Source organism: Halobellus inordinatus (assembly GCF_024464655.1).
GTDB lineage: Archaea > Halobacteriota > Halobacteria > Halobacteriales > Haloferacaceae > Haloquadratum > Haloquadratum inordinatus.
In genome coordinates, this window is sequence record NZ_JANHAV010000005.1 from 17361 (window position 1) to 42893 (window position 25533).

Genomic DNA, 25533 nt, shown 5'->3' on the forward strand with positions numbered 1-25533 from the left:
GAACAGACGAAATTCGTGCTCGACGACTTCCACCAAGTGCAGAATCCACGGTGGATGACAGACTAGTACTTTGAGTTGGTGCCAGTGAAGTACGACGAACTGAGAGCTTGAACTAGGCTCTGATTTTGGCTAATTAGTCATCTAACAGCTGTTTCAGGGGTTTAGGAGACTGTTTACGAAGTATTAGAAAATACTATATCCCACAACGCTTACCACTCGGGAGGTTATCTTCCCAACCAAGCGGGAGAATTGGAAACACTACTATGCCCGACGTACTGCTCCCACTGGCACTCGCTTATGTTGACGGCAATGACGAGATCGAGGGAGCGACGCGGTTCCAGAAACTCGCATTCTTGAGTCAGGAAGAGACGAATATTGACCAACTCCATAAATTCCAAGCGGACAAATACGGTCCATTTTCTCCCTCACTGGCGGCGGCAATCGATTCTTTAGAGAACAAGGGCCTGATCAAAAAAAGGGTAGAGAAGACACGATCAGGCAAACAAAAGTACAACTACAGGATCACGGATGCTGGGCGGCGGGTCATTAAATCCCTCCAGCAGGACGATGACAAGAAGGAGAAAGTGGAGGACATTCTGAGTGCCACCCAAGAAATTAAACGCAAAAACAAAGATATGCCGCTGGATCGGTTGCTGAGGTACGTTTACAAAAAGTATCCCAGCTACACCACAAAAAGCGAGCTGGACATCGCAGATGAGGTTCGATAGAAGGGACTACTCATCCGCACCTTCCTCCTCATCACCCTCCAAATCGTCAGTAGACGTCCCTTCTTCGTAGTCCGAGAGATTAGTAGATGCCAGTTTTTCTACAGCCTCTTCTGCTTCCTCTCGATCTTGTTCGTCGATTTCACTCTCTTCCATCCGCCCTTGATTCGGGTCCTCGTTCGTGAAGACGATATACGAGATCGCGTCAGACTGGATTAAGATGCTCCTGCCGAGGTCTTGCGTATCCGTCTCGGTCCCATCTTCACCAATAACAACCTCAAACGGATCTTCAAGAAATAGCTCTCGTTTTGATGATTCCCACGCTGTATCGTTGAAATTACCCCTAACGATGCTACCGTCGTCAAGCACAATGTCCAGCGGCTCACCGTCTACGGGGATTTCGTCGAATGCGTACTCCCACGGCTCGCGTGGGTCAAGAACCTGATCCGATTTGATAACTTCACTGTCGATCAGTCCAACGACTCCTCCACCGACCCCAATCACGACCAAGTGAAGCAGATAAAGAATCGATATCTCTGCAATCGAGAATTCCAACTCGGAACGAAGGACTGTCTGGAGGTTATTTTCGATCGCGCCACCAACGGTCTTCGCCACTGGAACAACTGCTCCGGAGAATGCGTATAGAATCGCGATCGAGACTAAACTCACCAGAACGCTCCAAGCAACCCACTGTATTCTGCTGGGAGATGGATTTCGCTGAGCGTACTTGAAGAAGAGTTGGAGTCCAAGTACACCCGGAGCTAATAGCAGCAGAATCACCACCAGACTCAACGATACGCCGGTCACCATTTTGTCAGCTCACTTCCCAGCACTTGCTTAGACGCCCAGGCTGGCGTCGCCCCGTGAAAGACAAAGGTTGGTGGCGTGGCAGGTCGGTTAAGGCTTCGGTATCGACAGTTCCCTCTCCACATATCCCAAAACGATTACCTAATCCAGGACTGCCCACGATGAATCGGTGTACGCCACTTTTGAGTAAGAAGGTTGGCAGGCCGAAGTGAAAGTGAAATATTGATGTGCTATTCCCACCGCTGTGGTGGGATTATGCAACTGAATAAAGGGGGTACTGAGGCATCTTACAAGTAAGAAACCACAGCCAAGTCAGACTCAGAGCTGTTTTTAAACAAGGACAGAATTTGAATAGAGACATCTCAGATATTCATCCATTTTGGCGCTACCCAAACCCGGCCCACCACCCAGGCCGCACAGCGTGCGGCGGCCGCGGAGCCGGGATCGGCCGTCGGAGATTCGCATCCAGTTCGCCTTCCAGATAGAGATGCCCATCAGTCGTGATCGAGTAGCGATCGTCGAGGCCGTCGCGGCGACGCCGATGTAGGAAGCCGGCCTCCGCTAAGATTTCGCAGCGTTGTCGGACCAGCGCTGCTCGTCCATCAAGATCGACAGCAATCTCCCAGGCCGTCAGCTCCGGGCCTTCATTGAGGTGTTCTAAGATGCGCTCATCAAGGATGATCATCCAGTTTGCCGATTGGAGCATCTACGCCTCCGCCGAAGCGTCCCCGTTGTCGGTTTCCTCCTGTTCCTCCAGTGACGAGGCGTCGAGCTCTCCGTTCAAGTACTGTTCTCCTTCCGAGGTAATACCGTAGACGCCGTTCCCGAGACCGTGTACCAACCCATACTCTTTGAGCCGGCGAAGACGACGAGAGACGGAAGACGGGTTGATATGAATATGGTCGTCGTTGGCGAGAGGTGTCGGAGCCGCTGGTCCTTCCTCACTGAGGAGTTCAAGGAGTCGGTCATCCCAGATAGTCATCCAATCCGCGCTTTTCCTGCGTCTCATTACATATACCATCCCGAATATAACACTTCGTTGCATCGGTGAGCACGAGAAGTAACATCAGATGTTACTTCAGCACTGTCGTTGCATTTATCACATATGGCGTTAGATGTGCAGTTAGCAGGCCCGAGAGAGATACCCTCGGCTCAGTGAGACTCAGTATAGGTCGCAGTACGGTGGTACCAGCACCGTACTGCGGCGGGTTCTGCGGAGGCAGAACCAATGTCGACTTTCGACACTGCGGCCCTTCGAGGCCGCGCGACGACAGACGCACCGACTCCAAATAACAGCGGCGACTGCGCCTTTTGCACGAACCGAGCGACCGGCATCGACGCGCGCACCGGAAAGGCGGTGTGCCGATCGTGCGGTCGGGCACTCGACGACAGCGGGCACCGACTCGTCACCGACGGCGGCTACCCCGAACCGGACGTGCTCGACGTCGTCGACGCCCCGGAAGGGAAGTCCTGCCGGCAGTGGGTCGAAGGCGACGACGGGAAGATGGTCGTCTGCGGCGAGCCGGCGGCCGTGATCGTGGTCTACGACGGGCTGACGAGACCCAATCGAACGAAGCCCCGGAATCTGCTCGCCTGCGACGACCACGGCTGGACGCGCGATCGCGACGTGCGAGCGGCGGTCGCGGGAGGTGCCGCGGAATGAGCGGCAGCACCTCACAGACTCGATTCTTCTCGGAACCCTCGGGCGAGTCCGTCGAAATCGAGACGAGCGGCCGCACGATTCGGCCGCTGATGGCGCTGCCGACGGTGCTGGTGGACGAAGCGAAACTGCGATTCGACGCGGGCGGCCTGCACACGACGGCCGTCGACCCGGCGAACGTGGGAATGGTCGGGATCAATGCGAAGCCGGCGGCCTTCGAGGGCTATCACGTCGACGGCGCGGACGACGTGCTGATCGGCGTGAATCTGACGCGTCTCAAATCCTCGCTCTCGGACGCGCGACTCGGGAAGTCGACGGACGACCCGGTCGAGTTGGACATCGACGCGACGCGGACGCTCGTGAGCATCGATCGCGAGTACGACGTGACGACGCTGTCGCGGACGGACGAACTGCTGAACATCGAACCCGAGTCGATCCGGCAGGAACCGGACATTCCGAACCTCGAACTGTCCTACCGCGCCGAGCTGGACGTCGACGCGTTCTGCGACGCGGTCGACTACATTCCGACGGACCACGTCGAGCTCGGCGAGTTCGACGGGCACCTGATTCTGAAAGGTGACGCCGACGGCGACGAGATGACGCGGTCGACGCGAATCGACGTCGGCGACGTCGCCGAGCCGATCACGGAGACGCCGACCGAGAACGCATCGAGCATCTTCTCGATGAGCTATCTCCGCGATATGGCGAAGGGCCTGAAGAAGGCGAAGGTCACGTCGCTGTCGGTCCGGTGGGGCGAGGAGTTCCCGCTGATGCTCGACTTCGAGCGGCGCGACGACGAGACGGTGCTCTACGAGGGCCGGTATATGCTCGCGCCGCGGATCCAGTCGGGAGGTGCCGAATGACCGACGACGCGCTCACGCTCCGCGCGTCCGGCCCCGCGCTGACGACCACCGAGACGGAACGCGACGGCGTCGCGATCGAGACGACCGTCACGGTCGACCTCGAAGCCACGCTGGACGTCGGCGCCGACTGGCTCGACGAACACGCGACCGTCTTCCGCAGCGGCGGCGCACAGCTCGCCCACGCGAACGTCGCGCGCTTCGTCACCGAGACGCTGAGCGACGCGGAAGCCGAGTACGAGCCCGAAGACGAGAGCGAGTGGGACCTCCGACTCAGCGGCTCGATCGCGGCGTGGCAGGCCGCGGTGGTCCCGCTGGCGAAGCGCCACAGCTCGCGGGTCGCGGGCGAGGACGACGTCGCGAACGCGGTCTGTGCGATCCTCGACGACCTCAGCGAGCACGCGGCCAGCGACCGCCCGCAGTTGGCGCTGCTGGACGTTCTCGAAGACTACGACCCAGACGACTACGCGAAGCAAAACGTCCTCAACGCGCTGTCTGCGCCCGACAGTGAGCTGACGACTGAGGCGACGCCGACCGCGGAGGTGTCTGCGGATGACTGACGACGACGTGCTCGCGCACCTGGCCGGCTACGGCGCGATCGTGGCCGTGCTCGCGTCGGCCTCGTGGTCCGGCGTCGCGGGGATGGCCCTCGGCGGGCTCTTCGTGATCGCCGTGGTGATCGTACTCGGTCTGGAGCTGTTCCGCTATCTCACGCGGCGACTCCGGCGAGAGGCCGAATCTGCGGCAGCGGGGGTGTCCGCCAGTGACTGAGGTGCTCGCCTGTCCGAACTGCGATTCGTCGGCGAACATCTTCCGACGCAGTCCCGAGAAGGCCGTCTCGAAGCTCGACGACGGCGACGGCCGCTGGCGCTGCTCCGATTGTGATTCGGAGTTCGACGAGCCGGTTCGTCGAGAGCCGAAGCGCGGGCCGCGCCCGCAAGGCGGGCTCGCCGGCCGGCTGATGAAAGCCGACAGCAGCGACGTGACTGGGGTGGCAGATGACTGAGTACGTCGAGATGATGGGTCGCGCCGATCGCGCGATGCACGACGTCGCGCAGTTCCACCTGCACGAGTTCGCGGCCGACGTTACGGGGGTAACCGATGGTCGCGGCCGGGAGGGTTCGCAGTGACGCCGACTGCGCCAGAGTTCACGCCACGAGAGGCTGTCGACCGATGGCTCGATCGGCAGTTGCTCGATAAGGCGGATCAGACAGTCAAGGGCTACCGCGGCCGGCTGAAGCACTTCGTCGACTGGGCGGAAGCCGAGGGTGTCGAACGGATGAGCGACCTCTCGGGGTGGGATATCGAGTCCTACGAGACGCGCCGGCGGAGCAACGATTTGGAGCCGATCACGCTCCGCAACGAACTGCTGACGCTGCGGCAGTTCCTTCGATACTGCGCTCGGGTTGACGTCGTCGACGATGCGGTTCCGGAGGCGGTCGATTTGCCGAAGGTGTCGAAGAGCGACCAGACCGACGAGACGTTCCTCGAAGAGGACGCTGCCGGGCAGCTTCTCGAAGCGTTCCGAAGCGGGGAGACGCGGCATACTCGTGGCCACGCGTTCCTCGAACTGGCGTGGTACACGGGCGCTCGGCTGGGCGCGATTCGCGGCCTCGATCTCGACGACATCGACTTCGGACAGGGGTACGTTCATTTCCACCACCGACCGGAACAGGGGACACCGCTGAAGAACGGCGTCGACGGCGAGCGTGTCGTCGGGATTTCCGAGCAGGTCACCGAAGCGTTGCGGACGTACATCAGAGACCTGCGACCGAGTGAGACGGACGAGTACGGCCGGAAGCCGTTGTTCACGACGGCGCACGGTCGAATATCGCGAAATGCGCTGCGGACGACGAGTTACTATGCGACAGTGCCGTGTCGTTTCGGGGACTGTCCGCACAATCGCTCGCAGTCGTCTTGTGAGTGGTTTTCGAGCAATCAGGCATCGAAGTGCCCGTCGTCACGAAGTCCGCACCAGGTCCGTTCTGGCTCAATCACGTGGCAACTGAATCGCGGGCTTCGGGCGGACGTGGTTTCGGAGCGGGTGAACGCCTCGGTCGAGGTGATCGAGCAGCACTACGATCAGGCGAGCCCGGTCGACGAGTTTCAGCAGCGACGGCAACGGCACCTGGACAAACTGGACTTTGAGGGAGACGAAAATGAGTAATCGACAGACGGAACTGGCGGAATCGCAAGACCGGAAAACTGCCCCAACCCACTTCCTTTTGCGCGGAATCGACGCACAGAGCGCACCCTTTTTACTAGTCGGTCCCACAGGATCTGCTCCTTGAGCAGCGACACGTAGCCGCTGGAATCGAGTGACCTAGAGGTTTCAAACCCATTTTGCGGGTGATACACCGGAGACAACGAAAACTGCTATGTACCTCTTTGTGGTCTGTAAAGTGCTCGTCTGCAACGACGAAGCCGCCGACGGGACAGCAATCGCGACGAAGCGATCACCGTAGAGGAGACAGTCAGACGTATCGCTTGGCACGAACCTTTTAGGACTGGTATCCAAGCGTCAGATATGGACATCGACCTCGGATTAGAAGGCAACGTAGCGCTGGTCACCGGGAGTGCGACCGGCCTCGGGCACGCCTGTGCGGAAGCGCTCTCGCGCCAGGGGGCGAAGGTCGCCCTCGCCGCGCCGAATCTGGACGACCTCGCGTACGCCAGCGACAGGCTCCACGCTCTCGGCGAGGGCGAGATTTTCGGTCTCGAACTCGACGTGCGCGACCCTGACCATCTGGGGGCACTCGTCGAGGAGACCGTCGACCAGTATGGTGGCATCGACCACCTCGTGACGGGACCGCGACCACTCGAACCCGAGCGGTTTCTCGACGTCTCCAACGAGGACTGGTTCCGCGGGTTCGACCGGCTGTTTATGAGCGTCGTCTGGGCCATCCGTGAGTCTGCCGCGCACCTCGAAGCCTCCGATCAGGGGACGGTCGTCAACGTTGCCAATCCCGCCATTCCGGCACTCACCGAGGAACTGTCGGTGGCGACCGCATACGGGCGCGCGGTCCAGGGACTCGTCGAGAGCCAGGCCACGGCGTTCGCGCCCGACGTCCGCGTGAACGCAGTCGTACCGGGCCCCCACGAGACCGCAGACTTAGAGGAGTTGCTCGCCCGACGGGTCGATGCCGGCGAGTTCGCCGACATCACGTCGGCGTGGGACGCTGTGCTCGCGGACTGTCCCTACGAGTCGCCGGGGCAGCCGCTCGACCTGGGGAAGGTGGTCACCTTCCTGTCCAGCCAGCACGCGAGTTTCGTCAACGGGGCGACCGTCCCGGTCGACGGTGGGTCCGGACTCTGATACTGTCAGACAGCAGTTCGTGAATGATGTTGGCACCCACGGGGTGCCGATGATTTTCACATCGTTCTGTCCGACAGTATGAGCGCCGGTGTCGAATAGCCGCGGCGAGGGAGAGTCCCCGACGAGATACCGCTATTCCAGGCGTTCGAGGTCTCCGCGACGTTCGCGCTGCATAATCCCGCTCGCGAACAGCCGCAGTTTCGAGACGAGTTCGGCTTCCGTTTCGTACGTGGCGACGCGGAGATCCCACCGCACCTGGGCCGAGCGGATCATCGCGCTCGTGACGTCGTCCCCGTGGAGGAAGATGAGCCGATCACTGTGGGTTTCCGAGAGAGCCTCCAGAACGCTTCCAGCTTCTTCGCCGACGCCGAAATTGTGGCCGAGAAAGGGCAGCACAAACGCAGTCGCGTTGCTGCACCGCGTGTATTCGATGCTCTGTGTCGCCGCGTCGACGTCGTCGGTGTCTACGTCCACGTCGAGCGCGAGGAACGCGTTCACGCCGGGATCGACGCGGAGCTCGCCCTGTATGCGCCGCAAGAGCGCCTGCGCGCCGTCGATCTCGTCTCTGTTCTGAAAGAGACGACGCAGCGGGCCGGGGAGGTCGGCCACGTCGATATCGCGGCGTTCCTCCTCGCTGAGGACGTAGTTGAGGTTGAACGACTTGTAGGGACCCATCAGATAGAACAGAAACCGATCGTACGTCACCTCCCCCAGCCGATCGAGGATGCGGTCGCGCGTGATCGCTGTCATACGCCGCGGTATCCAGCGGCAGTATTTAAAAAGCGGTGTTTTTAGCGATATTCGGCTTGAGAAAAGCTAAACGTCTCGTGTCCGTACTTCGAGGCACGATGGCGACGAATCACTCCCAGACACTCGGGGAGGGGCTGCCCGAGGACCCGGCAGATCTGCTGCCGGAGGAAAGTGTGCTCTCGCTGGACGACTATCTCGCGATGCACGCCGCGGTGGGGCACCGGACACGCTACGAGATTCTCTATCGGCTCGTGCACAGCGGGGATATGAGTCCCAAAGAACTCGAAGCGGCGATGGAGATCGACGACAGCACGCTGCACTATCACCTGAACAAGCTCGTCGACGTTGGTCTCGTGGAGAAGCGCCAGCGGACGGAGCGGGGACAAGACGGCCTCTACACGTACTACCGGGCGACCGTGTTCGGAGCGGTGACGTTGACTGAGGGCGTGGATGAGCTGATCCGCGGCGAGCAGGAGTTCGAGTCGATGTACGACAGTTCCGCCGAGGACTGATTCGGCCCGCGTGTACTCATTTTAGCGCACCGATTCGTGTTCGGTCCGCAAAGCACGGAATTTCCTGGACTTCGGGAGTTCTCGTATTGGCGTCGCCGTCGACGGTGCCGAGTCCGTCTTCGACCTGTAGTTCGGCCGCTCGGGTGTCGATCGTATCCCACGCACTCTCGACGACCGATTCGAGCCGGACAGGGCGGGGGTCGCTGATGTCTTGTCCCTGTGTGGCTAGCATCAGCACCTGCTCGATGAGGTCCTCCATCCGGTCGGCCGCGCGGGCCGCTCGGTCGACGTGCGGCGAGTCCAGGTCCCTTTGTGCAAGGCGCAGGGACCCGGTCACGACGTTGAGTGGGTTCCGGAGGTCGTGGGAGATGACGCCCGCGAACGTCTCCAGCCGCTCGTTCTGGGCTTCGAGCGTCTGCTCGCGCCGCACGCGACCCAGCGAGTGCGTGATCATATCGGCGACCGTCCGCAGAAGGTTCACCTCCGTGTCGTCCCACTGGCGGTGGGACTCGACGACGTCGAATCCGACGAACCCTTCGAGCGACCAGTTGTCGACCATCGGCAGAAAAACGGCCGACGCGACGCCATCGCTCGACAGCAACTCGCAGAGGTGGGTGCCTCGTGGGAGCTCGCTCGTCCGAACGACCGTGTTGTCGAAGCGTTCGAGCCGACGGTGCAGCCACTCGAACTCCTCGAGGTCGAGCCGCTGGGCGCTCCAGGGAACGACGCCCTCGTCGGTCCACTCGGTCGTCCTCTCGAAGCCGCCGTTCTGAGCCTGGAAGACGTAGCCACGGTCGGCACCGATGTGTGTCCCGACGCTTTCGAGCCCCCATCGCAGTTTCGTCTCCAACTCGTCGGGCTCGGCGCTCATCAGACTCGTCGAGATGTCGAGGATGAGGTCGTAGAGTTCGATCTGGTGGGATGCGTCGGTCTCCCGGGAAAACTCGAACTCCGATCGACCGTCGGCTTCTTCGCCGAGCCCGTCCATACCCCCGGTTTCGCCGATTCGCGTTGTATCTTTTGCGCTCCAAATATCAGCGGAGAGTCTCGCTCGAGGGCGGCGCGGTCGGAGAGAAAAACTGTAACGGCCGCCGCGTTGCGACACGCCGGAGTCGCAAGCGCCGCCAGCAGCTATTTAATTTCAGAACACCAACACTTGTGTATGGGACTCAGTGCCCGCAACGATCTGGCTGGAACCGTGACCGCGATCAAGAAAGACGAGATCACGGCGGAGGTGGTGGTCGAACTCGGCGACGGTCAGACAGTCACCTCGACGATCACGCGCGGCTCCGCAGACCGGTTGGACCTCGCGGAAGGCGACGAGGTGTCGGCCGTGATCAAAGCGAGCGAAGTGATGATCGCCAAAGAGTGACGCCGCGCGACTGCGCGATTAGCCCACTTTCGGAAGCTCGACCACGAAGACGGCTCCGTCCGAGTCGTCGCCGGCGTTTCCTGCCGTCTTGTCTTCGATGGCGACGTCGCCGCCGTACATTTCGACCAGCGTCTTGACGAGATACAGTCCCATTCCGGTCCCTTCGCTTTCGAGTCCTTTCTCGCCACGTCCGAAGATTGTGTCTTTCTGACTGTCGGGCACGCCCGGCCCGTTGTCGGCGATTCGGACGGCGACGGTCTCCTCGCGCTCTGTCGTCGACACCTCCACTTTGGGGATCTCCGTGTCGTTGTGCTGGACGGCGTTCGTCAACAGGTTCCGGAAGACCGAGCCCAGCATCTCGTTTGCCCACACCGCCACCGAGGGAACCGTCCCCGAGACGGTGATCACCGCCTCCGAGTACGTCGAACGAACGTCGTCGAGTTCGGTTTCGAGCGCGTTTGCGAGGTCGACCTGCTGGCGCTCCCCGTCGGTCGTGAGCATCACGTCTGCGATGCTCCGCGCGGTTCGTGTCAGTTCTACCGCGTGCATCGCTCCCTCCTGAATCGTCTCGATGTGCTCTCGGCCCTCGTCGTCGACGTGGTCGGTGAGGAAGTCGGCGTACGCCGTGACTAACTGCAGGTCGTTTCGGATGTCGTGGCGGAGCATCTGGTTCAGCACGTCGAGGTTGTCCCGCTGTTCTTTGAGCCGCTGTTGGAACCGTTTGCGCTCGGTGATGTCCTGTACGACGCCGTCGATGACTGTCTCACCGCCGACCTCTCTGGCGATCGCGGTGACCGCCCCCCAGATCGTCTCGCCCGCGAGGGTTTCCAGTTCGAACTCCTCGTCCTGGACGAATCCCTGATCGAGCAGGCGATCGGCGAACTCGCTGTACTCGCTCGGGTCGACGTAGAGATCGCGCACGTGTTGCTCGCGCAGGTGAGCTTTCGAGTCGGCGTCGAAAATGTCGACCATCGCGTCGTTCAGGAGCGTGAACTCGTCGTCGGGGCCGGGTGTGTGCTGATAGACCCCGATCGGGAGGTTCGTGACGAGTCGTTCGTAGCGTTCGAGCGCCTGCTCGCGTTCCTTGCGCTCGGCGATGTCTTGGACCACCTTGTGGACGTGTTCGTTGCCCGCCGCGTCTTCCGACAGCGACGCCGTGACGATCACGTCCTTCGTCGCGCCGTCGAGCGTTTCGAGTTGCACCTCGCGTCTGACCTGGTCACCGTCGGTGTTCCGTAGCGCCTCCATCAAGTCACTGCGCGCTGTAGGGTTCACGTAGAACTCCGCCACGCGCCGCCCGCGGAGTTGGTCGGCCGAGGTGGCCTCTAAGAGCGACACGAGCGCGGGGTTGACGTACTCGAACGTGCCGTCCGGCGTCGGATCGGTTCGGAAGACGCCGCTGGGGACGGTCTTCAGCATATTGTGGGAGAGTTCGAGCTTCTGTCTGTACTGTTCGCGTTCGGTGACGTCGTACTGGAAGCCGACGTAGTTGGCGAGCGCGCCCGCGTCGTCGTACAGCGGGGCGACCGTGATCCGGTTGTAGAACTCGGAGCCGTCTTTGCGATAGTTGCAGAGTTCGACTGTGACGGGCTCCTCGGCGTCGATCGCCTCGCGCATCGCCGCGACAGCGTCCGGATCGGTCTTTTCGCCCTGCAGGAACCGGCAGTTGCGGCCGACAATTTCTTCGGTGGCGTAGCCGGTGAGGTCATGAAATGTCTCGTTCGCGTAGATCAGCGGGTTGTCTTCCTGGGCGGGATCGCTGATCGTGATCCCGATCGGAGCTTCGTCGACGACCTTCGATTTTCGTTCGAGTTCGGGTTCGTGGGTGCCGGATGAAACTCTTCTCACCCGAGCGAGTACGAACTCCCCCGCGTCGTCGCCTTCGTCCATCTCTACAGTCGACGTACGCAGTTCGACGGGGGACACGTCGCCGACGCCGGTCGTCAGTCGAACGACGAGGGTATCAGCGCCAGTGTTATCGCCTGCGAGAGCCGAGGCGACGTCTCGGTCAGACGACGTGAGCGTCGAAAACGCCCGACCGACGAGGTCGTCTCGTTGCCCGCCCACGACATCGCAGAACTGTTGGTTGCACTCGCGAATGACGCCCGCCGGCGAGTCGAGAAGCACGAGGCCGTCCGGGTCGGCCTCGAAGAGGGAGTGATATGCTGACGCTGAAAGAGGCATACCGAGGGTAATCCCACCGTACTCATAAATCAGTTCGGAGCGACGGCGCCGAGTCACAACGCTCATACCGGGAACCTCAAATTAGGATACATCTACCGTCGCACCGATGTTCAAGCCATATAGCGTAATTATCGTTTTCCTGGTAGTATTCGCCGGCTGTGCCGGATCTTCACAGACTGCTGAGACGCCGGCGCCGGAGCCCACGCGGACCGGGACAGCGACGACCACCCAACCGTCGCACCCGCCGAACCTCGATCAGCGGTTGTACGGGGTTGTGACTGCGGATAACCGATCCGAATACGCGTCAAAAGCCGGTCTGGCCTACGACAATAGATCGGTCCAAGTCGTGGTCGAGTTGACTTCGGGTGCATCGCTTCCGGAGGGGTACGACGTGCGCGTCGAACTGCGGCAAGGCCAGCTCGTCCAAGGCTACGTCGCAGTCGACCAACTCGTCGGCCTCTCGCGACACGAGAACGTCTCTGCGGTCCGACCGCCGAAGGAGCCACAGCCGACGTAAGATGGACCGAAAAAAGCTTCTCGTCCTCGCGACGGTCACCGTCCTGATTGTGGCGGGTGCGGTCCCTGCGGTCGGGGCCGGTGGTGCGACGAATACGGCAGCTAGCGACAGTAGCTCGCTGTCTACCCCCGGCATTGGAACGCCCACAGATCAGAGTGCGACTGCCTCGGACGACGACGCGAACGCGACCCCACCGGAGGTCAAAATCGAATCCGGACTCCTCGACGATCAGACCGCCACGTCGTCGTCCGGACCATCGCTCACGACTGACGCACAGAGCGGGGAGATGGTCGACGTCGTCGTCGAAGCAGCGGCGGGGAACGGGGACGCCGTCGCCGATCGCGTTCGCGGCAACGCCGGGGCCGTCGCACTCAGACACGGCAATCTCGTACAAGCGCGCCTCCCACGATCGGCGCTGACAGCCGTCGCGAACACGCCTGCCGTCGAACGCATCCGCCGACCCAACCGTCCGACGACGGCCACCGTCGACCGCGGGAGCGTTGTGAGCGAAGGGCTCGCAACGATGAACACCTCCGGCGCGTACACTGCAGGCCACTACGGCGACAACGTCACCGTCGCCGTGGTCGATATGGAGTTCAATGCGACGAATCCGGAGATCAGCGACAACGTCGCGGACGTGTACAATCCTGGAGGGGACTTCACGAATACCTCGGACGCACACGGGACTGCGGTCTCGGAGGTCGTCGTCGACACCGCACCGAACGTCTCGCTGGTGTTGATCGACGTCGAATCCGGCGTCGACCTCCTCGATGCGATGGATTACATCCGCGAGGACACGTCCGTCGACGTGGCCGTGATGTCGCTGTCGTGGTACAACGTGGGGCCGCTGGACGGCAGCGGGGCGTTCAACGAGGAGTTCGAGCAGTCCGCGGCAAACGGAACCGTCTGGAGCGTCTCCTCCGGCAACGCGGCAAACGGAAACCACTGGCACGGGAGTTGGCAGGACGGTGACGGCGACGACTGGCTGAACTTCACGAGCGACCGGGAGTTGCTGACCGTCGAAAGCAGTGGCAGCGGGAGCGTGTGGCTGCAGTGGGACGATTGGAAGCAGAGCGATCAGAACTACGACCTCTACCTGTACGATAGTAAAAGCGATTATCCCGACAACCCGGCCGTAGTGTCTAATAACGTTCAGAACACGACATACACTGGTGAGCCGACAGAGGCGATCGGTTTAGGAACCGGCGCAACCGGGACCTACTACCTCGCCATCAAGCGCGAAAACGCGGCGACGGAACCAGTCACGTTCACGCTGTTCAGCGGCGACAAACAGTCGCTCACGCCATCCACGGCTGCTCGGAGCGTGACCAATCCGACGACGGACGCAGTGCTGACCGTCGGCGCGACGCGGTACGACACTGACGAGGTCGAAGCCTTCTCCTCGCGCGGGCCGACACTCGACGGCCGAATCAAGCCCGATATCGTCGCACCTGATGGGGTCTCGACGGACGCGTACGAACCCGATCGCTTCTTCGGAACGTCCGCGTCGGCGCCCCACGCCGGCGGCGTCATCGCGCTGATGGCGGATAAAAACGATTCGCTGAGCCCGAGCGAGACGGTCTCGGTGCTCGAAACGACCGCGAACGAGAGCGCCGTACCCGGAACTGAACCCGATAACGGCGCCGGATCGGGCCTCGTCGATGCCGCTGCAGCAGTCGGATCCGTCAGCTATTCAGAGACCACGCCGCCGTCGCTCACGAACACCGCTGCCGTCGACGCGACAGACAGCGACGGGGTCGTCGTCGAAGGCGATACGGTGACCGTCAACGCCACCGTGACGGACGACGACAGCGGCGTGAAGAACGTCACGGCGAACGTCTCGGCGTTCGGCGCGGGGACGATCGCACTCACCGACTCCGACGGGGATGCAAAGTACAACGCGACGTTCACTGTCGACGCGCCGCCGGACGCCTATGGCGCGGAGTACACCGTTCCGATCACGGCGTACGACGTTGCCGAGAACAACGACACGGTCCAGACTAACACGCTCCAGTTGACCGACGCGGAACCGCCGTCGATCACTGACGCGACAGCGGTCGACCTGTCGGACGGCGACGGAGCGGTGACCGCACTCGAGTCGGTGACGATCAACGCGACAGCGACCGACGCCGAAAGCGGGGTGGACCGCGTGACCGCCGACGCCTCTGCCTTCGGGGCTGGAACGGTCACGCTCACCGACGCTGACGGCGATGCGGTCTACAACGCGACCGTCGCGGTCGACGCCGACGAGACGTCGCCAAACGGAAGCTACGCGATTCCGATAACCGCAGTCGACTACGCCGGCAACAGCAACGCGACGGACACGAACGAACTCCAACTCAACGTCAGCGATCGCACGGCGCCAAGCATCTCCGGATTCTCGGTCCGAGTCATCGATACGCGGACCCTGTACACGACGTTCAGCGCGAGCGAGACGCTCTCCGATGTCGAAGTTCGGATTACCGACGTCGCGACTGGAACGACAGTCCAGACGTTGACCGAGGCCGATTTCGGCAGTGAAGACGGATTCTACTCCAACATCACCGGCCTCAAAGAGGCGGGTCGCTACCGCGCCACGCTCGTCGCGGCCAACGACTCGGCAGGGAACAACGGCGCGAGCGGACAGAGCGCGAGCGTCCAACTCGTCGTAGAAGACGTTACGGTCGAGCATCTGAGCGGCCCCGAACCGGACAGCGACAACCTCACGTCGCGAGTATACCTCACGCAGGGACCCGACGGACTGCTCCAGATGCAACTCCGGGATAAATCGGGTTCAGACCTCGTCAACCGCACGGACCTCTCGGACATCGGCGTCGCCTCGGACACGCGGCTCGCGATCAACGTCACCGTGACCGACTGGACCCCGCGTCTCCTCCTCGGTACGGGCCGAAACGCGACGTGGGACACTACCGCCCTGGACGCGAACACGACAGCGATCAACGTCACGACTGCCCCCGCCGACGTGCAGTACAACCAATCACAGCTCGATGGGACGAACGACCCCTGGTCGGAGACCGACCGCGCAGACGTCAGCGCGAACGCGTCGGTCGATATGGCAGTCTCCGATCTGGGGTCCTTCGATGCCGCGCGGCGCGACAGATTCACGGGTGCGATGCTGACGACCGACGCACAGTCGTTCGGAGCGCCGGAGTACGACGAAACTACCGGCGGACTGCGTCTCTACGTCGCCGCTCCGCACTACAACGTCGACGGCGGGCAGAACCAGGGGTTCTTCACCGCATTCCTTCCGACGGCCGTGCTCGACGACTGGGGCGTCTCCGATCCGGCGAACATCGAGGTCTCAGCGATCGGGACGACGGCGGAGCCAGCGTCGAGCACAGTGACCGCCGAGGGAATCCGACTCGAAGTCCCGACCCACTACTCCGCTGGTGACGTCGAAGTCGCGCCGGACGCGACGCCGCCGGCGGTGCGAAACCCGACGATCAGTGACCAGACGGACGGCGACGGGATGGTGGCCGACGGCGACCGCGTCCGGGTCGCGGCGACCGTCACAGACGGCGGCAGCGTCGCTTCGGTCGAGGCCGACGCCTCGGCCTTTGGTGGCGGGACGATCGACCTGCGCGATGCGGACGCCGACGATACCTACACCGGCAACTTCACCGTCGACGGCGCTGCGATCGGATCGGGCGATTCGTACGCGGTCGCGGTGACCGCGACCGACGCAGTTGGAAACGCGAAGACCGCGTCGACCAACGCCCTGTCGGTGCCTGGCAGCGGGGACAGCGGAAGCAGCGGTGGTAGTAGCGGCGGCAGTGGTGGTGGCGGTGGCGCACCCGCTCCGGCGCCTGCACCGACCCCGACTCCGACGCCGAAGACGACCTCGAACCTCACTGAAACCGACGCCGGTGCCGAACTCAGCGTCCGGAACGCCAAGTCCGGTGAGACCGTCGGCGCGGCGTTCGGCAATCGCACGCGGTCGGACGTCGGCACGGTGACGGAGGTACGTATCACCCCGGCCAGCGACACGGAGAGCCTGCGAATATCGGTGACGCCCCCGACGCGGACGACGGCGGAGGCACCCGAACTGACCGACGGGGATCCCGTCGGCTACTTCCACGCGGACGCGACCGGCGTGTCGGACGACCAGATCAGCAACGCGACGCTGCGCGTCTCCGTGTCCAACGCGTCGCTGCCGGCCGGAACCGCTCCCGAGCAGGTACGGCTCTACCGGCACCACGACGGCGCGTGGCAGCGACTGAACACCACGCACATCGGGAACGGCACGTACGAGGCAGAGACACCCGGGTTCTCGGTGTTCGCGATCGGAACCGAGCCCCGTGATGGGAGCGGCGTCTCGGCCGCCGAAGAGTCGACAAACACGCCGACAGTCACCCCCGCTGCGTCGTCGGCGGTCGGACCGGCAGAGACGACTCGATCCCCGTCGACGTCAGTAGCGACGACGGCACCGACGTCGACGGAGCAGTCCGCGCCCGGGTTCGGGCCCGCCGCCGGCGTCGTTGCCGTGGTGGCTGCCGCGCTCCTCGCGCGCCGACATCGGTGACCCCGGGCAGGCCGTCCCGCGGGTGACCCGGGTCACCGAGCATCGTTTTCAGCGCGTGGCATCGAGGAGAGGACTTAACCCCGTCATCTCCTAAGGCGTGCGCGTGGAGTCGCCGTACGACGTACTTGGAATCGACGCCGACGCCGACGAGGACGAGGTCGTCAGGGCGTATCGCCGGCGAGTCAAAGACGCCCATCCCGACCACGGGGGGTCGCTCGCGGAGTTCAAACGCGTCCGGCGCGCGTACGAACACATTACTGCCGGTCGAGACCCGTCCACGTTCGATGCGCACCTGGAAAACGGACACGCCGATACTGCCCAGTCTGGTGGGGCAGGTGCGGCCGACCGCGAACGGGAATCCGGCGCGTCGGGGACGCAGCCCGGAGCCTCCGGTGCGGAGGAGGAAGAAGACGACGAAGACGAGGAACTCGGTCCAACCGTCGAGTACCTGGATTACGAGGTCGTCGAATCGCAGGGCTGGGAGCTGACCGACGAGGACCTCTTCGAGAAGGCCGAAGCGGCCGACCTCGGCATCGACAGCCACGGCCTGCTCGTCGTCGAACCCCAAGAGACCCTACTGGAAGCCGCCGAACGGTACGGCTTCTCGTGGCCCTACGCCTGCCGGGGCGGCGCGTGCGCGAACTGCGCTGTCGCCGTCGTCGAGGGCGAACTCGAGATGCCGGTGAGCACCGTCCTGACTGACGAGATGAAAGAACGGGGGATCCGCCTCTCCTGTATCGGCGAACCGGTCACCGACGATCTGAAAGTCGTCTTCAACATCGAGCGGCTACCCGGCCTCGCCGAGCTCCGACTGCCCGCAGAGCAGTTCGACAACGCGCGGGCGGACGACTGATAGTGATTACTCTCACTGTTGACCGCCGAGCGCCACTCCCGGTGGCGATGGTCGGTGGTAAGAGACGAGAGTAATCATTATGAGGCTGATCGGATCGAGCGAGACGGTCGAATCGGTCACGGCGATCTCGTCGGGACTCGAAACCGCGGGCAGTCGAGCTATTTCGGGTGTCGCTGCTACCAGTCGGCTGGGAACGGGACGAAGTTTCAAGACAGCAGCCGGCGTACGACCAACTGGAGGCTACTCCGACTATGGATATTACTGATATTGCCACTCCTGATTTCGTCGAGGTCGACGCCGACAAGCGCTTAGGGAAGATTCGTGCCATCTTCGAGCGGGAAAACCCCCGCGGAATTGTCGTCACGGAGGATGGCGACTACGTCGGCGTGATCGGCGAAAAACAGCTCGTACGTTCCCGGATGGAAGACGATACGAAGGCCTCCGTCGTTATGAAGTCCGCGCCCCGCGTCGACCGCCACGAGGACGTCCGGGAAGTCGCACGGATGCTCGTCGAAGGCGACGTCAAGGTCGCGCCCGTCTTCGAGGGCGAGAAGCTCTACGGCATCGTCGCCAGCGACGCGATCCTCGAAGCCGTCATCGACAGCCTCGATGCGATCAGCGTCGACGACATCTACACCGAGGACGTCGTCAGCGTCGGCGAGAAGTCCCACGTGGGACAGGCGATCAACAAACTCCGGGAGCACGGAATCTCGCGACTCCCCGTCGTCGACGAGGACTCCGGCAAACTCGCCGGTATCGTGACCACCCACGACCTCGTCGAGTTCGTCGTCCGCGACGACAGCCGACAGGGTCGCGGCGACCGGCGCGGCGATCTCGACCGGATGCTCGATCTGCCCGTGTACGACCTGATGTCCTCGCCGGTCGTCACGACGACGCCCGCAGAGAGCGTCGACGAGGCGGTCGAACGGATGTTCGAAAACGACATCTCCGGGCTCGTCGTGACTGCGGACGACCAGCTGATCCAGGGGATCGTCACGAAGACGGACGTCCTCCGGGCGCTCACCTTCACCGAAGAAGAGAGTATGGACGTCCAGATCACGAACGTCAGCCTGCTGGAGACGCTCTCCCGTCAGGAGATCGTAGAGTCGATCACCACCGTGGTCGACAAGTACCAGCAGATGCAGGTCTTCCACGCGCACGTCCGCTTCCACGAGCACAAAGAGAAGCTCCGCGGCACGCCGCTCATCCAGTGTCAGATCCGCCTGCGGACCAGCCACGGACAGGTCGCCGGCAGCGGTGAGGGCTACGGCGCAGAGCACGCCTTCCACGTCGCACTCGACAAGCTCGAACGCAACGTCTTAGAGCTGAAGGGCCTCAACGCCGACGAGAAGTACCGCGGACAGCTCATCCGGAAGCTCGGCGAACTGTAACCGGCTCTCCCCGCCTTTTTCGACTGCCTACAGTTCGACAGCCGACAGGCCGTCACCGGTGATCTCGAAGGTCGCAGACTCGCCGGCGGGCTTCGCGCGATGCTTTTCCAGCGTCGCTCGGCGATTCCCGCCGCGGAACCGTTCGAGTCGCACGACTGCGCCGGTCCAGTGTTCCAGCGTGTGACCCCCGAGCGCCCTCGTGCGGTCGCTGTCGGGGTCGGTGAACACCTGATTCGTGATGGCCACCGCGAGGTCGTGCTTTCGCGCAAGCGAGAGCAGATGCGTCACCTGTCGGGCGACGCGGCGGAGCGATTCGCCGGCGTCGCCGTCGCCGGTCCGTTCGAGCCGGTAAAAGCCGGTGGCGCTGTCGAGGACGATCAACTCCGCGCGCTCGGCGAACCCCTCGGCGTCGCGGACGGCTTCCTCCTGCTCTTCGAAGTCGTGGGCCTCCGAGACGATGAGCCGGGAGGTGACGTCTTCGACCGTTTGCCCCTCGTCGGACGCGGCCTCCGCGAGCTGTCGGAAACGATCGACTGAGAGCCCCTCGGTGTCGATATAGACGGCCGTTCCGCCGTCGGCCGCGACGTTGACGGCTGCAGAGAGCGCGACGTTTGTCTTCCCCGCGGCCGGCGGGCCGTAGAGTTGCGTGACGGTGCCGCGCTCGAGGCCGCCCCCCAGCAGGTCGTCGAGCGCTCGGCACCCCGTGGTGAGTGCGTCGGACACGCCGGAGTCTCGGGCGGCTTCGGCGAAAAACTCCCCGGTCCCGCGCTCTGCAGTGCCGCCCGACCCAACCACCCGTCGCACCGCGCCGGCCAGCCCTCACAGGCACGACACCTTTTATACCGAGACGCCGAAAAACCGCGCAGTGATCGTCGTCGCCACCGACGACTTCGAACTCTATCACGACGTCGTCGACGAACTACGGGATCGCAGGGTGACGTTCACCACCCAGACGCCGAGCGAAGCGCTTCCCGAGCGCGCTCGGGTGGTGATCCGGTCGCCAGACGACGACCTTACGCTTCCGGCAGGCGTCGACTCGGTGATCGCGACGCCCGAGGAGGCCCGTCGCGCGGTCGAAGAGGCGGTTTCGATTCTCCGTGGGGGCGGCGGCCGAACGATCGTCGGGGTCGATCCCGGAACGCGCCCGGGAATTGCCGTGCTCCACGGCGACACGGTCGTCTCCGCGTTCCAAGTCCCACTCGCTGACGCTGTCGAGACCATTCGGAGGGAGATCGGCGACGCGCCCGACCCGCTCGTCCGCGTCGGCGACGGCGCGCGACTCCAGGGCTCGCAGTTGATCAACGACCTCGACGACGTGACCGTCGAACTCGTCGACGAGACCGGTACGACGCCGTATCTCGGGACCGGCGCGCGCGGGATGGGCGACGTCCTCGCCGCGGTCAACATCGCGCGGCTCTCGGGCGAGGAGCGGGAGTCAAGAGAGATCGAACCGACAGCGGGCGAACTCCAGCGCATCAAGGACCGCTCGCGCCAGCAGTCTGCCGACGGGCGAACGATCGACGAAGGGCTCGCTCGGCGCGTCGCCGCCGGCGAACTTACAGTCAGCGAGGCGCTCGCGACGCACCGCGAGCGCGACGCAGACGACGGGGACGAGGACGAGAACGAGATCGAAGACGAAAAATCGCGAGAGCAGCCACGCAGCGACAGTAATTGAGGCCGAGCCGGTTACTCCGCGTCCCGGACGGCGTCCTCGGCGCGCCGCATCACCTCGCGGACGGGGAGGTCGGTCGCCTCGGTGACCGCGAGCGCGTCGTCGTACTCCGCGCTGTAGTCGTAGATCTCGCCGTCCGCGTCGGCCGCGACCTTGACGGCGACCTCGTAGCGTTCGCCGTCGACGTCCAGCGTCGCCGTGCGGAACTCGCGGGATGCGACCCAGCGGTGTCCGGCCCCGTGCTCGCGAACTCCGAGCGTTCCGGTCTCGACTGCGAGGCGGTGGGCGACGCGCTCGGCGTCCTCGGGCTTGACGATCACTTTTACCAGATGGCCCGGCCGCGACTTCTTCATCGTCGCCGGCAGGATGCTCACGTCGCGTGCGCCGGCTTCCTGCAGCGTCTCCTGGAGGCTCCCGAGCAGTTCGGGCGCGACGTCGTCGAGGTTCGTCTCCAAGACGGTGATCTCGTCGCGGACGAGCCGTTCGCCGCCGTCGCCGACGATCGCACGGAGGACGTTCGGCCGGTCCGGGAAGTCGTACCCGCCTGCCCCGTAGCCCGCGGCGTCGACGTCCAGCGTCGGCAGCGTGTCGACGCCCTCGGCGATGTGCGCGAGAATCGCCGCGCCCGTGGGCGTCAGCAGTTCCGCGTCGACTGGGCCGCCGCGGAGCGACCAGTCGGCGTCGGCCGCGATCTCGACGACGGCGGGCGCGGGGATCGGATATTCGCCGTGTGCCATCCCCTGCGTCCCGTCGCCGGTCGAGAGCGGCGTCGTGACCACGCGCTCGACGCCGAGGTCGTCGAGCAGGAGCGCGACGCCGACGACGTCCGCGATGGCGTCGTCTGCGCCGACCTCGTGGAAGTGGGTGTCTTCGAGATCGGTGTCGTGGACCGTGGCCTCGGCTTCCCCGAGTCGGCGGAAGATGGCCGTCGCGTCCGCCTCGACGCTCGCGGGGAGCCCCATCGCCTCGACGAGTTCGACGACCTCGGCGTAGGTTCGGTGCGGCCCGTGGCCCTCGGCAGGGATCTCAGTCGAGTGGTCGTGACCGTGATCGCTGTCGTGGGAGTGGTCGTCGTGGGAGTGATCGTGGTCGTCGTCGTGGGAATGGCCGTGACTCTCGTCGTGAGAATGTTCGTGTGTGTGGCTATGGGAGTGGCCGTGAGAGTGGCCGTGGTTGTGAGCGCCGTTGTCGTGACCGTCCTCGTCGTGACCGTCCTCGCTCTGGTCGTGATCGTGACCGTGATCGTCGGACGCCGACTCGTCCTCGTCGAGTAACACCCGGACCCGCGTCGCGGCGATCCCGTTTTTGTCGACGGTGTCGATGTCGTACCGAATGCCGAGCGCGTCCTCGACAGGAGCGAGAACGTCGGGGTCCGCACCGGCCGCCAGCAGCGCCGCGAGCAGCATATCGCCGCTGGCTCCCATCCGGCCGTCGAAGGCGAGTGTACGCATACTCGATCCCTCGCTGTGCGGCGGCAAAGATCCACGCATCGATGCCGCGGTCGGTAAGGATTTGTACCCCCGAAGCCAACATTGTCATAGAGTGTCACGGGACGGGTTCGGTCCCCGTACTGGAGGTATCAGGGAAGGACTTAACCGGAGCCGTGACCGACTGGCGGGACGTATCCCCGCGACCCAATCATGAACGAAGTTCAACTCGAAGTGGCGAAGGCGTACCCGAACGACTCGGGCCGCGGCATCGCCCGTCTCGACCCGGACACGCTGCTCCATCTCAAGCTCTCTCCGGGCGACATCATCGAAATCGAGGGCGCCGAGACCACCGCGGCGAAGGTGTGGCGCGCGGACCGGCAGGACTGGAACACCGACACGGTCCGTATCGACGGCTTCACGCGGCAGAACGCCGACGTCAGCATCGGCGAGCGCGTGACGATCCGAAAAGCCGAGGAGACGAAAGCCGACAAGCTCGTCCTCGCGCCGCCCGAGGAAGCGAGCGTGCAGTTCGGCTCCGACGCGGCCGGGATGGTCAAACGGCAGATCCTCAAGCGGCCGGTCGTCGAGCGCGACATCGTGCCCGTGATGTCGTCGACGAATCATCCATTTATGCGATCGCCGGGGCAGGCGATCCCGCTCATCGCCGTCGAAACCGAGCCCGACGGCGTCTGTCTCGTGACCGAAGACACGGAAGTCGAACTCCGCGAGGAGCCCATCTCGGGCTTCGAGAAGACCGGCGGCGGGATCACCTACGAGGACATCGGCGGCCTCCAAAGTGAGATCCAGCGCGTGCGGGAGATGGTCGAACTCCCGATGAAGCACCCGCAGATCTTCAAAAAGCTGGGGATCGAGCCGCCGCAGGGGGTGCTGCTCCACGGGCCGCCGGGGACCGGCAAGACGCTGCTGGCGAAGGCCGTCGCCAACGAGACCTCCGCCAGTTTCTTCTCTATCGCGGGGCCGGAGATCATCTCGAAGTACTACGGAGAGTCCGAACAGCAGTTACGCGAGATCTTCGAGGACGCAACCGAGGAGTCGCCCTCGATCATCTTCATCGACGAGCTCGACTCGATCGCGCCCAAGCGTGAGGACGTGACCGGCGAGGTCGAGCGCCGCGTCGTCGCCCAACTCCTGACGATGATGGACGGCCTCGAAACCCGCGGCCAGGTCATCGTCATCGCGGCGACGAACCGCGTCGACAGCGTCGACCCGGCGCTCCGTCGACCGGGCCGGTTCGACCGCGAGATCGAGATCGGCGTCCCCGACGAGGTCGGCCGGAAGGAGATCCTCCAGATCCACACTCGCGGGATGCCGCTGTCGGACGACGTCTCGCTCGACCACCTCGCCGACGAGACGCACGGCTTCGTCGGCGCCGACATCGAGTCGCTGACGAAGGAGGCGGCGATGAAGGCGCTTCGGCGCTACCTCCCCGAGATCGACCTCGACGAGGAGGACATCCCGCCGAGCCTCATCGACCGGATGATCGTCAAACGCCAGGACTTCCAGGGCGCGCTCGCGGACGTCGAACCCTCGGCGATGCGCGAAGTCCTCGTCGAACTCCCGAAAGTTTCGTGGGACGACGTCGGCGGGCTCGAAGATCCGAAGCAGACGGTCAAAGAGAGCGTCGAGTGGCCCCTGACGTCCGAAGACAGATTCGAGCGGATGGGCATCGACCCGCCGAAGGGCGTCCTGCTCTACGGCCCGCCCGGGACCGGCAAGACGCTCATCGCGAAGGCGGTCGCCAACGAGACGAACGCGAACTTCATCTCGGTCCGCGGCCCGCAACTGCTCTCGAAGTGGGTCGGCGAGTCCGAGAAGGCCATCCGCCAGACGTTCCGGAAGGCCCGGCAGGTCAGCCCGACGATCATCTTCTTCGACGAGCTGGACAGCCTCGCGCCCAGCCGCGGCGGGGAGACCGGAAACAACGTCTCCGAACGGGTCGTAAATCAGCTCCTGACCGAACTCGACGGCCTCGAAGAGAACGGCAACGTGATGGTCATCGGCGCGACCAACCGGCCGGATATGATCGACCCCGCGCTCATCCGCTCGGGGCGGTTCGACCGCTTGGTCCTCATCGGCCAGCCCGACGAGGAGGGTCGTGAGCAGATCCTCAAGATCCACACCCGCAACTCCCCGCTCGCGCCCGACGTGAGCCTGCGCGAGATCGCCGAGATCACCGACGGCTACGTCGGCTCCGACCTCGAAACGATCGGCCGCGAGGCCGCGATCGAGGCGCTCCGCGAGGACGGCGACGCCGAGGAGATCGAGATGCGGCACTTCCGCAAGGCGATGGAGTCCGTCCGGCCGACGATCACCGACGACCTGATGGAGTACTACGAACAGATGCAGGACCAGTTCAAGGGTGGCGGCCGCGAAGGTCTCGGCGAGCGCCGCGACGGCCGGATCGGCTTCCAGTAGCGCGCTTGCTCTCTTTCCGTCTTCTTCTCTAGCGGACGATCGTCACCGGCACCGGAGACCGGCGGGCGACGTGTTCGGCGACGCTGCCGAGCACCAGCCGCGAGACGCCGCGTCGACCGTGACTCCCGACGACGACGTGGTCGACGCCGAGGTCGCGCGCCGTCTCGACGATCGTTGCCGCCGGACGGCCGACCTCGATCTGTGTCTCGATGTCGCCAGTCGTGTCAGCTTCCACGCCGTCCGCCGTGAGGAGTTCCCGTCCCTCCGCGAGAATCTCTCCAGCGTCCGCCTTCGCCTCCTGATACCACTCCTCGGAGCCGCTGGGGAGGACGCCGGCGCTGTAGCCCGCCTGCACGGGGTTGATGACGTGTAGCAACGTCACGTGGGCGTCGCTCCACTCGTCGACGACGAAGCGGAGTGCGTGGCGCGACTGCGGCGACCCGTCGAGGGGGACGAGCACGTGCCTCGGCATAACTGCGGGTAGATTCCCGGGGTATATAAAACGGCCTCTGGCGGCTCGCGATTA

At 63.8% G+C, this 25533-nt stretch carries 26 protein-coding genes; 17 read left to right on the forward strand and 9 right to left on the reverse strand.

Annotation, left to right across the window (positions count from 1 at the left end):
* Positions 1-263: 263 nt before the first annotated feature.
* The gene (locus NO347_RS10335) at positions 264-728 is read left to right on the forward strand and encodes a PadR family transcriptional regulator (RefSeq protein ID WP_256289523.1); all 465 of its coding nucleotides are present in this window, start codon (positions 264-266) and stop codon (positions 726-728) included.
* Between the two features lie 6 nt (positions 729-734).
* Here the strand turns inward: NO347_RS10335 and NO347_RS10340 are convergent, their stop codons facing one another.
* The 3 genes from NO347_RS10340 to NO347_RS10350 all read right to left on the reverse strand — a co-directional run bounded on the left by NO347_RS10340 (position 735) and on the right by NO347_RS10350 (position 2577).
* Positions 735-1535, reverse strand: coding sequence for a DUF6338 family protein (locus tag NO347_RS10340; RefSeq protein ID WP_256289524.1), 801 nt, complete (start codon positions 1533-1535; stop codon positions 735-737).
* Positions 1536-1917: 382 nt separating this feature from the next.
* A complete protein-coding gene (locus NO347_RS10345; protein WP_256289525.1) occupies positions 1918-2238 on the reverse strand; it encodes a winged helix-turn-helix domain-containing protein in 321 nt (106 codons plus the stop codon).
* Positions 2239-2577 carry a transcriptional regulator gene (locus NO347_RS10350; RefSeq protein ID WP_256289526.1) on the reverse strand — a complete coding sequence of 113 codons (339 nt, stop codon included), beginning with the start codon at positions 2575-2577 and terminating at the stop codon, positions 2239-2241.
* Positions 2578-2760: 183 nt separating this feature from the next.
* On the opposite strand from NO347_RS10350, the gene NO347_RS10355 reads away from it, so the two are divergent.
* From NO347_RS10355 to NO347_RS10390, 8 genes are all read left to right on the forward strand, one after another.
* Positions 2761-3195, forward strand: a complete 435-nt coding sequence (locus NO347_RS10355; protein ID WP_256289527.1) for a hypothetical protein — start codon at positions 2761-2763, stop codon at positions 3193-3195.
* Positions 3192-4055 (forward strand): beta clamp domain-containing protein, encoded by an 864-nt coding sequence (locus NO347_RS10360; RefSeq protein WP_256289528.1) that lies wholly within the window; start codon positions 3192-3194, stop codon positions 4053-4055. The genes NO347_RS10355 and NO347_RS10360 overlap by 4 nt, the downstream gene beginning before the upstream one ends.
* Positions 4052-4612 carry a hypothetical protein gene (locus NO347_RS10365; protein ID WP_256289529.1) on the forward strand — a complete coding sequence of 187 codons (561 nt, stop codon included), beginning with the start codon at positions 4052-4054 and terminating at the stop codon, positions 4610-4612. Before NO347_RS10360 ends, NO347_RS10365 begins: the two co-directional genes overlap by 4 nt.
* A complete protein-coding gene (locus tag NO347_RS10370; protein WP_256289530.1) occupies positions 4605-4823 on the forward strand; it encodes a hypothetical protein in 219 nt (72 codons plus the stop codon). The genes NO347_RS10365 and NO347_RS10370 overlap by 8 nt, the downstream gene beginning before the upstream one ends.
* On the forward strand, positions 4816-5058 hold the full coding sequence (locus NO347_RS10375) for a hypothetical protein (RefSeq protein ID WP_256289531.1): 243 nt from the start codon (positions 4816-4818) through the stop codon (positions 5056-5058). The genes NO347_RS10370 and NO347_RS10375 overlap by 8 nt, the downstream gene beginning before the upstream one ends.
* On the forward strand, positions 5051-5182 hold the full coding sequence (locus NO347_RS10380) for a hypothetical protein (RefSeq protein ID WP_256289532.1): 132 nt from the start codon (positions 5051-5053) through the stop codon (positions 5180-5182). Before NO347_RS10375 ends, NO347_RS10380 begins: the two co-directional genes overlap by 8 nt.
* Complete coding sequence (locus NO347_RS10385) at positions 5179-6219, forward strand: tyrosine-type recombinase/integrase (RefSeq protein ID WP_256289533.1); 1041 nt, start codon at positions 5179-5181, stop codon at positions 6217-6219. Before NO347_RS10380 ends, NO347_RS10385 begins: the two co-directional genes overlap by 4 nt.
* 360 nt (positions 6220-6579) lie before the next feature.
* Positions 6580-7368 carry an SDR family NAD(P)-dependent oxidoreductase gene (locus NO347_RS10390; protein WP_256289534.1) on the forward strand — a complete coding sequence of 263 codons (789 nt, stop codon included), beginning with the start codon at positions 6580-6582 and terminating at the stop codon, positions 7366-7368.
* 132 nt (positions 7369-7500) lie between these two features.
* Here NO347_RS10390 and NO347_RS10395 read toward each other — a convergent pair whose 3' ends face one another.
* Positions 7501-8118 (reverse strand): DUF7509 family protein, encoded by a 618-nt coding sequence (locus NO347_RS10395; protein ID WP_256289535.1) that lies wholly within the window; start codon positions 8116-8118, stop codon positions 7501-7503.
* A 98-nt stretch (positions 8119-8216) separates the two neighbouring features.
* Here NO347_RS10395 and NO347_RS10400 point away from each other — a divergent pair, with 98 nt between their 5' ends.
* The gene (locus tag NO347_RS10400; protein WP_256289536.1) at positions 8217-8630 is read left to right on the forward strand and encodes a winged helix-turn-helix domain-containing protein; all 414 of its coding nucleotides are present in this window, start codon (positions 8217-8219) and stop codon (positions 8628-8630) included.
* 16 nt (positions 8631-8646) lie between these two features.
* Here NO347_RS10400 and NO347_RS10405 read toward each other — a convergent pair whose 3' ends face one another.
* Positions 8647-9618 (reverse strand): histidine kinase dimerization/phospho-acceptor domain-containing protein, encoded by a 972-nt coding sequence (locus NO347_RS10405; protein ID WP_256289537.1) that lies wholly within the window; start codon positions 9616-9618, stop codon positions 8647-8649.
* Between the two features lie 174 nt (positions 9619-9792).
* Here NO347_RS10405 and NO347_RS10410 point away from each other — a divergent pair, with 174 nt between their 5' ends.
* A complete protein-coding gene (locus tag NO347_RS10410; RefSeq protein ID WP_121569245.1) occupies positions 9793-10002 on the forward strand; it encodes a TOBE domain-containing protein in 210 nt (69 codons plus the stop codon).
* 18 nt (positions 10003-10020) lie between these two features.
* On the opposite strand, the gene NO347_RS10415 is transcribed toward NO347_RS10410, so the two are convergent.
* Positions 10021-12186, reverse strand: a complete 2166-nt coding sequence (locus NO347_RS10415; RefSeq protein WP_256289538.1) for a sensor histidine kinase — start codon at positions 12184-12186, stop codon at positions 10021-10023.
* A gap of 355 nt (positions 12187-12541) precedes the next feature.
* Between NO347_RS10415 and NO347_RS10420 the strand changes: the two genes are divergently transcribed.
* From NO347_RS10420 to NO347_RS10435, 4 genes are all read left to right on the forward strand, one after another.
* Complete coding sequence (locus NO347_RS10420; protein ID WP_256289539.1) at positions 12542-12703, forward strand: hypothetical protein; 162 nt, start codon at positions 12542-12544, stop codon at positions 12701-12703.
* A 1-nt stretch (position 12704) separates the two neighbouring features.
* Positions 12705-17225, forward strand: coding sequence for a S8 family serine peptidase (locus tag NO347_RS10425; protein WP_256289540.1), 4521 nt, complete (start codon positions 12705-12707; stop codon positions 17223-17225).
* Between the two features lie 103 nt (positions 17226-17328).
* Entirely contained in the window at positions 17329-18078 is a 750-nt protein-coding gene (gene fer / locus NO347_RS10430) for a ferredoxin Fer (protein WP_256289541.1), read from the forward strand.
* Between the two features lie 251 nt (positions 18079-18329).
* Positions 18330-19469, forward strand: a complete 1140-nt coding sequence (locus tag NO347_RS10435; RefSeq protein ID WP_256289542.1) for a CBS domain-containing protein — start codon at positions 18330-18332, stop codon at positions 19467-19469.
* A gap of 27 nt (positions 19470-19496) precedes the next feature.
* Here the strand turns inward: NO347_RS10435 and radB are convergent, their stop codons facing one another.
* A complete protein-coding gene (gene radB / locus NO347_RS10440) occupies positions 19497-20192 on the reverse strand; it encodes a DNA repair and recombination protein RadB (protein WP_121569251.1) in 696 nt (231 codons plus the stop codon).
* A 142-nt stretch (positions 20193-20334) separates the two neighbouring features.
* Between radB and NO347_RS10445 the strand changes: the two genes are divergently transcribed.
* Positions 20335-21144 carry a hypothetical protein gene (locus NO347_RS10445; RefSeq protein ID WP_256289543.1) on the forward strand — a complete coding sequence of 270 codons (810 nt, stop codon included), beginning with the start codon at positions 20335-20337 and terminating at the stop codon, positions 21142-21144.
* An 11-nt stretch (positions 21145-21155) separates the two neighbouring features.
* Here the strand turns inward: NO347_RS10445 and larC are convergent, their stop codons facing one another.
* Positions 21156-22592: a nickel pincer cofactor biosynthesis protein LarC gene (larC, locus tag NO347_RS10450; protein WP_256289544.1), complete on the reverse strand. Its 1437-nt coding sequence runs from the start codon at positions 22590-22592 to the stop codon at positions 21156-21158.
* 189 nt (positions 22593-22781) lie between these two features.
* On the opposite strand from larC, the gene NO347_RS10455 reads away from it, so the two are divergent.
* Positions 22782-25007 carry a CDC48 family AAA ATPase gene (locus NO347_RS10455; protein ID WP_121569254.1) on the forward strand — a complete coding sequence of 742 codons (2226 nt, stop codon included), beginning with the start codon at positions 22782-22784 and terminating at the stop codon, positions 25005-25007.
* A 28-nt stretch (positions 25008-25035) separates the two neighbouring features.
* Here the strand turns inward: NO347_RS10455 and NO347_RS10460 are convergent, their stop codons facing one another.
* Positions 25036-25479 (reverse strand): universal stress protein, encoded by a 444-nt coding sequence (locus NO347_RS10460; protein WP_256289545.1) that lies wholly within the window; start codon positions 25477-25479, stop codon positions 25036-25038.
* Positions 25480-25533: the final 54 nt, after the last annotated feature.

Excerpts from the sequence above, each read along its gene's own strand:
- NO347_RS10335 (WP_256289523.1), top strand. The coding sequence starts at position 264 with ATGCCCGACGTACTGCTCCCACTGGCACTCGCTTATGTTGACGGCAAT.
- NO347_RS10340 (WP_256289524.1), bottom strand. The coding sequence starts at position 1,535 with ATGGTGACCGGCGTATCGTTGAGTCTGGTGGTGATTCTGCTGCTATTA.
- NO347_RS10345 (WP_256289525.1), bottom strand. The coding sequence starts at position 2,238 with ATGCTCCAATCGGCAAACTGGATGATCATCCTTGATGAGCGCATCTTA.
- NO347_RS10350 (WP_256289526.1), bottom strand. The coding sequence starts at position 2,577 with ATGCAACGAAGTGTTATATTCGGGATGGTATATGTAATGAGACGCAGG.
- NO347_RS10355 (WP_256289527.1), top strand. The coding sequence starts at position 2,761 with ATGTCGACTTTCGACACTGCGGCCCTTCGAGGCCGCGCGACGACAGAC.
- NO347_RS10360 (WP_256289528.1), top strand. The coding sequence starts at position 3,192 with ATGAGCGGCAGCACCTCACAGACTCGATTCTTCTCGGAACCCTCGGGC.
- NO347_RS10365 (WP_256289529.1), top strand. The coding sequence starts at position 4,052 with ATGACCGACGACGCGCTCACGCTCCGCGCGTCCGGCCCCGCGCTGACG.
- NO347_RS10370 (WP_256289530.1), top strand. The coding sequence starts at position 4,605 with ATGACTGACGACGACGTGCTCGCGCACCTGGCCGGCTACGGCGCGATC.
- NO347_RS10380 (WP_256289532.1), top strand. The coding sequence starts at position 5,051 with ATGACTGAGTACGTCGAGATGATGGGTCGCGCCGATCGCGCGATGCAC.
- NO347_RS10390 (WP_256289534.1), top strand. The coding sequence starts at position 6,580 with ATGGACATCGACCTCGGATTAGAAGGCAACGTAGCGCTGGTCACCGGG.
- NO347_RS10395 (WP_256289535.1), bottom strand. The coding sequence starts at position 8,118 with ATGACAGCGATCACGCGCGACCGCATCCTCGATCGGCTGGGGGAGGTG.
- NO347_RS10400 (WP_256289536.1), top strand. The coding sequence starts at position 8,217 with ATGGCGACGAATCACTCCCAGACACTCGGGGAGGGGCTGCCCGAGGAC.
- NO347_RS10405 (WP_256289537.1), bottom strand. The coding sequence starts at position 9,618 with ATGGACGGGCTCGGCGAAGAAGCCGACGGTCGATCGGAGTTCGAGTTT.
- NO347_RS10410 (WP_121569245.1), top strand. The coding sequence starts at position 9,793 with ATGGGACTCAGTGCCCGCAACGATCTGGCTGGAACCGTGACCGCGATC.
- NO347_RS10415 (WP_256289538.1), bottom strand. The coding sequence starts at position 12,186 with ATGCCTCTTTCAGCGTCAGCATATCACTCCCTCTTCGAGGCCGACCCG.
- NO347_RS10425 (WP_256289540.1), top strand. The coding sequence starts at position 12,705 with ATGGACCGAAAAAAGCTTCTCGTCCTCGCGACGGTCACCGTCCTGATT.
- NO347_RS10435 (WP_256289542.1), top strand. The coding sequence starts at position 18,330 with ATGGATATTACTGATATTGCCACTCCTGATTTCGTCGAGGTCGACGCC.
- larC (WP_256289544.1), bottom strand. The coding sequence starts at position 22,592 with ATGCGTACACTCGCCTTCGACGGCCGGATGGGAGCCAGCGGCGATATG.
- NO347_RS10455 (WP_121569254.1), top strand. The coding sequence starts at position 22,782 with ATGAACGAAGTTCAACTCGAAGTGGCGAAGGCGTACCCGAACGACTCG.
- NO347_RS10460 (WP_256289545.1), bottom strand. The coding sequence starts at position 25,479 with ATGCCGAGGCACGTGCTCGTCCCCCTCGACGGGTCGCCGCAGTCGCGC.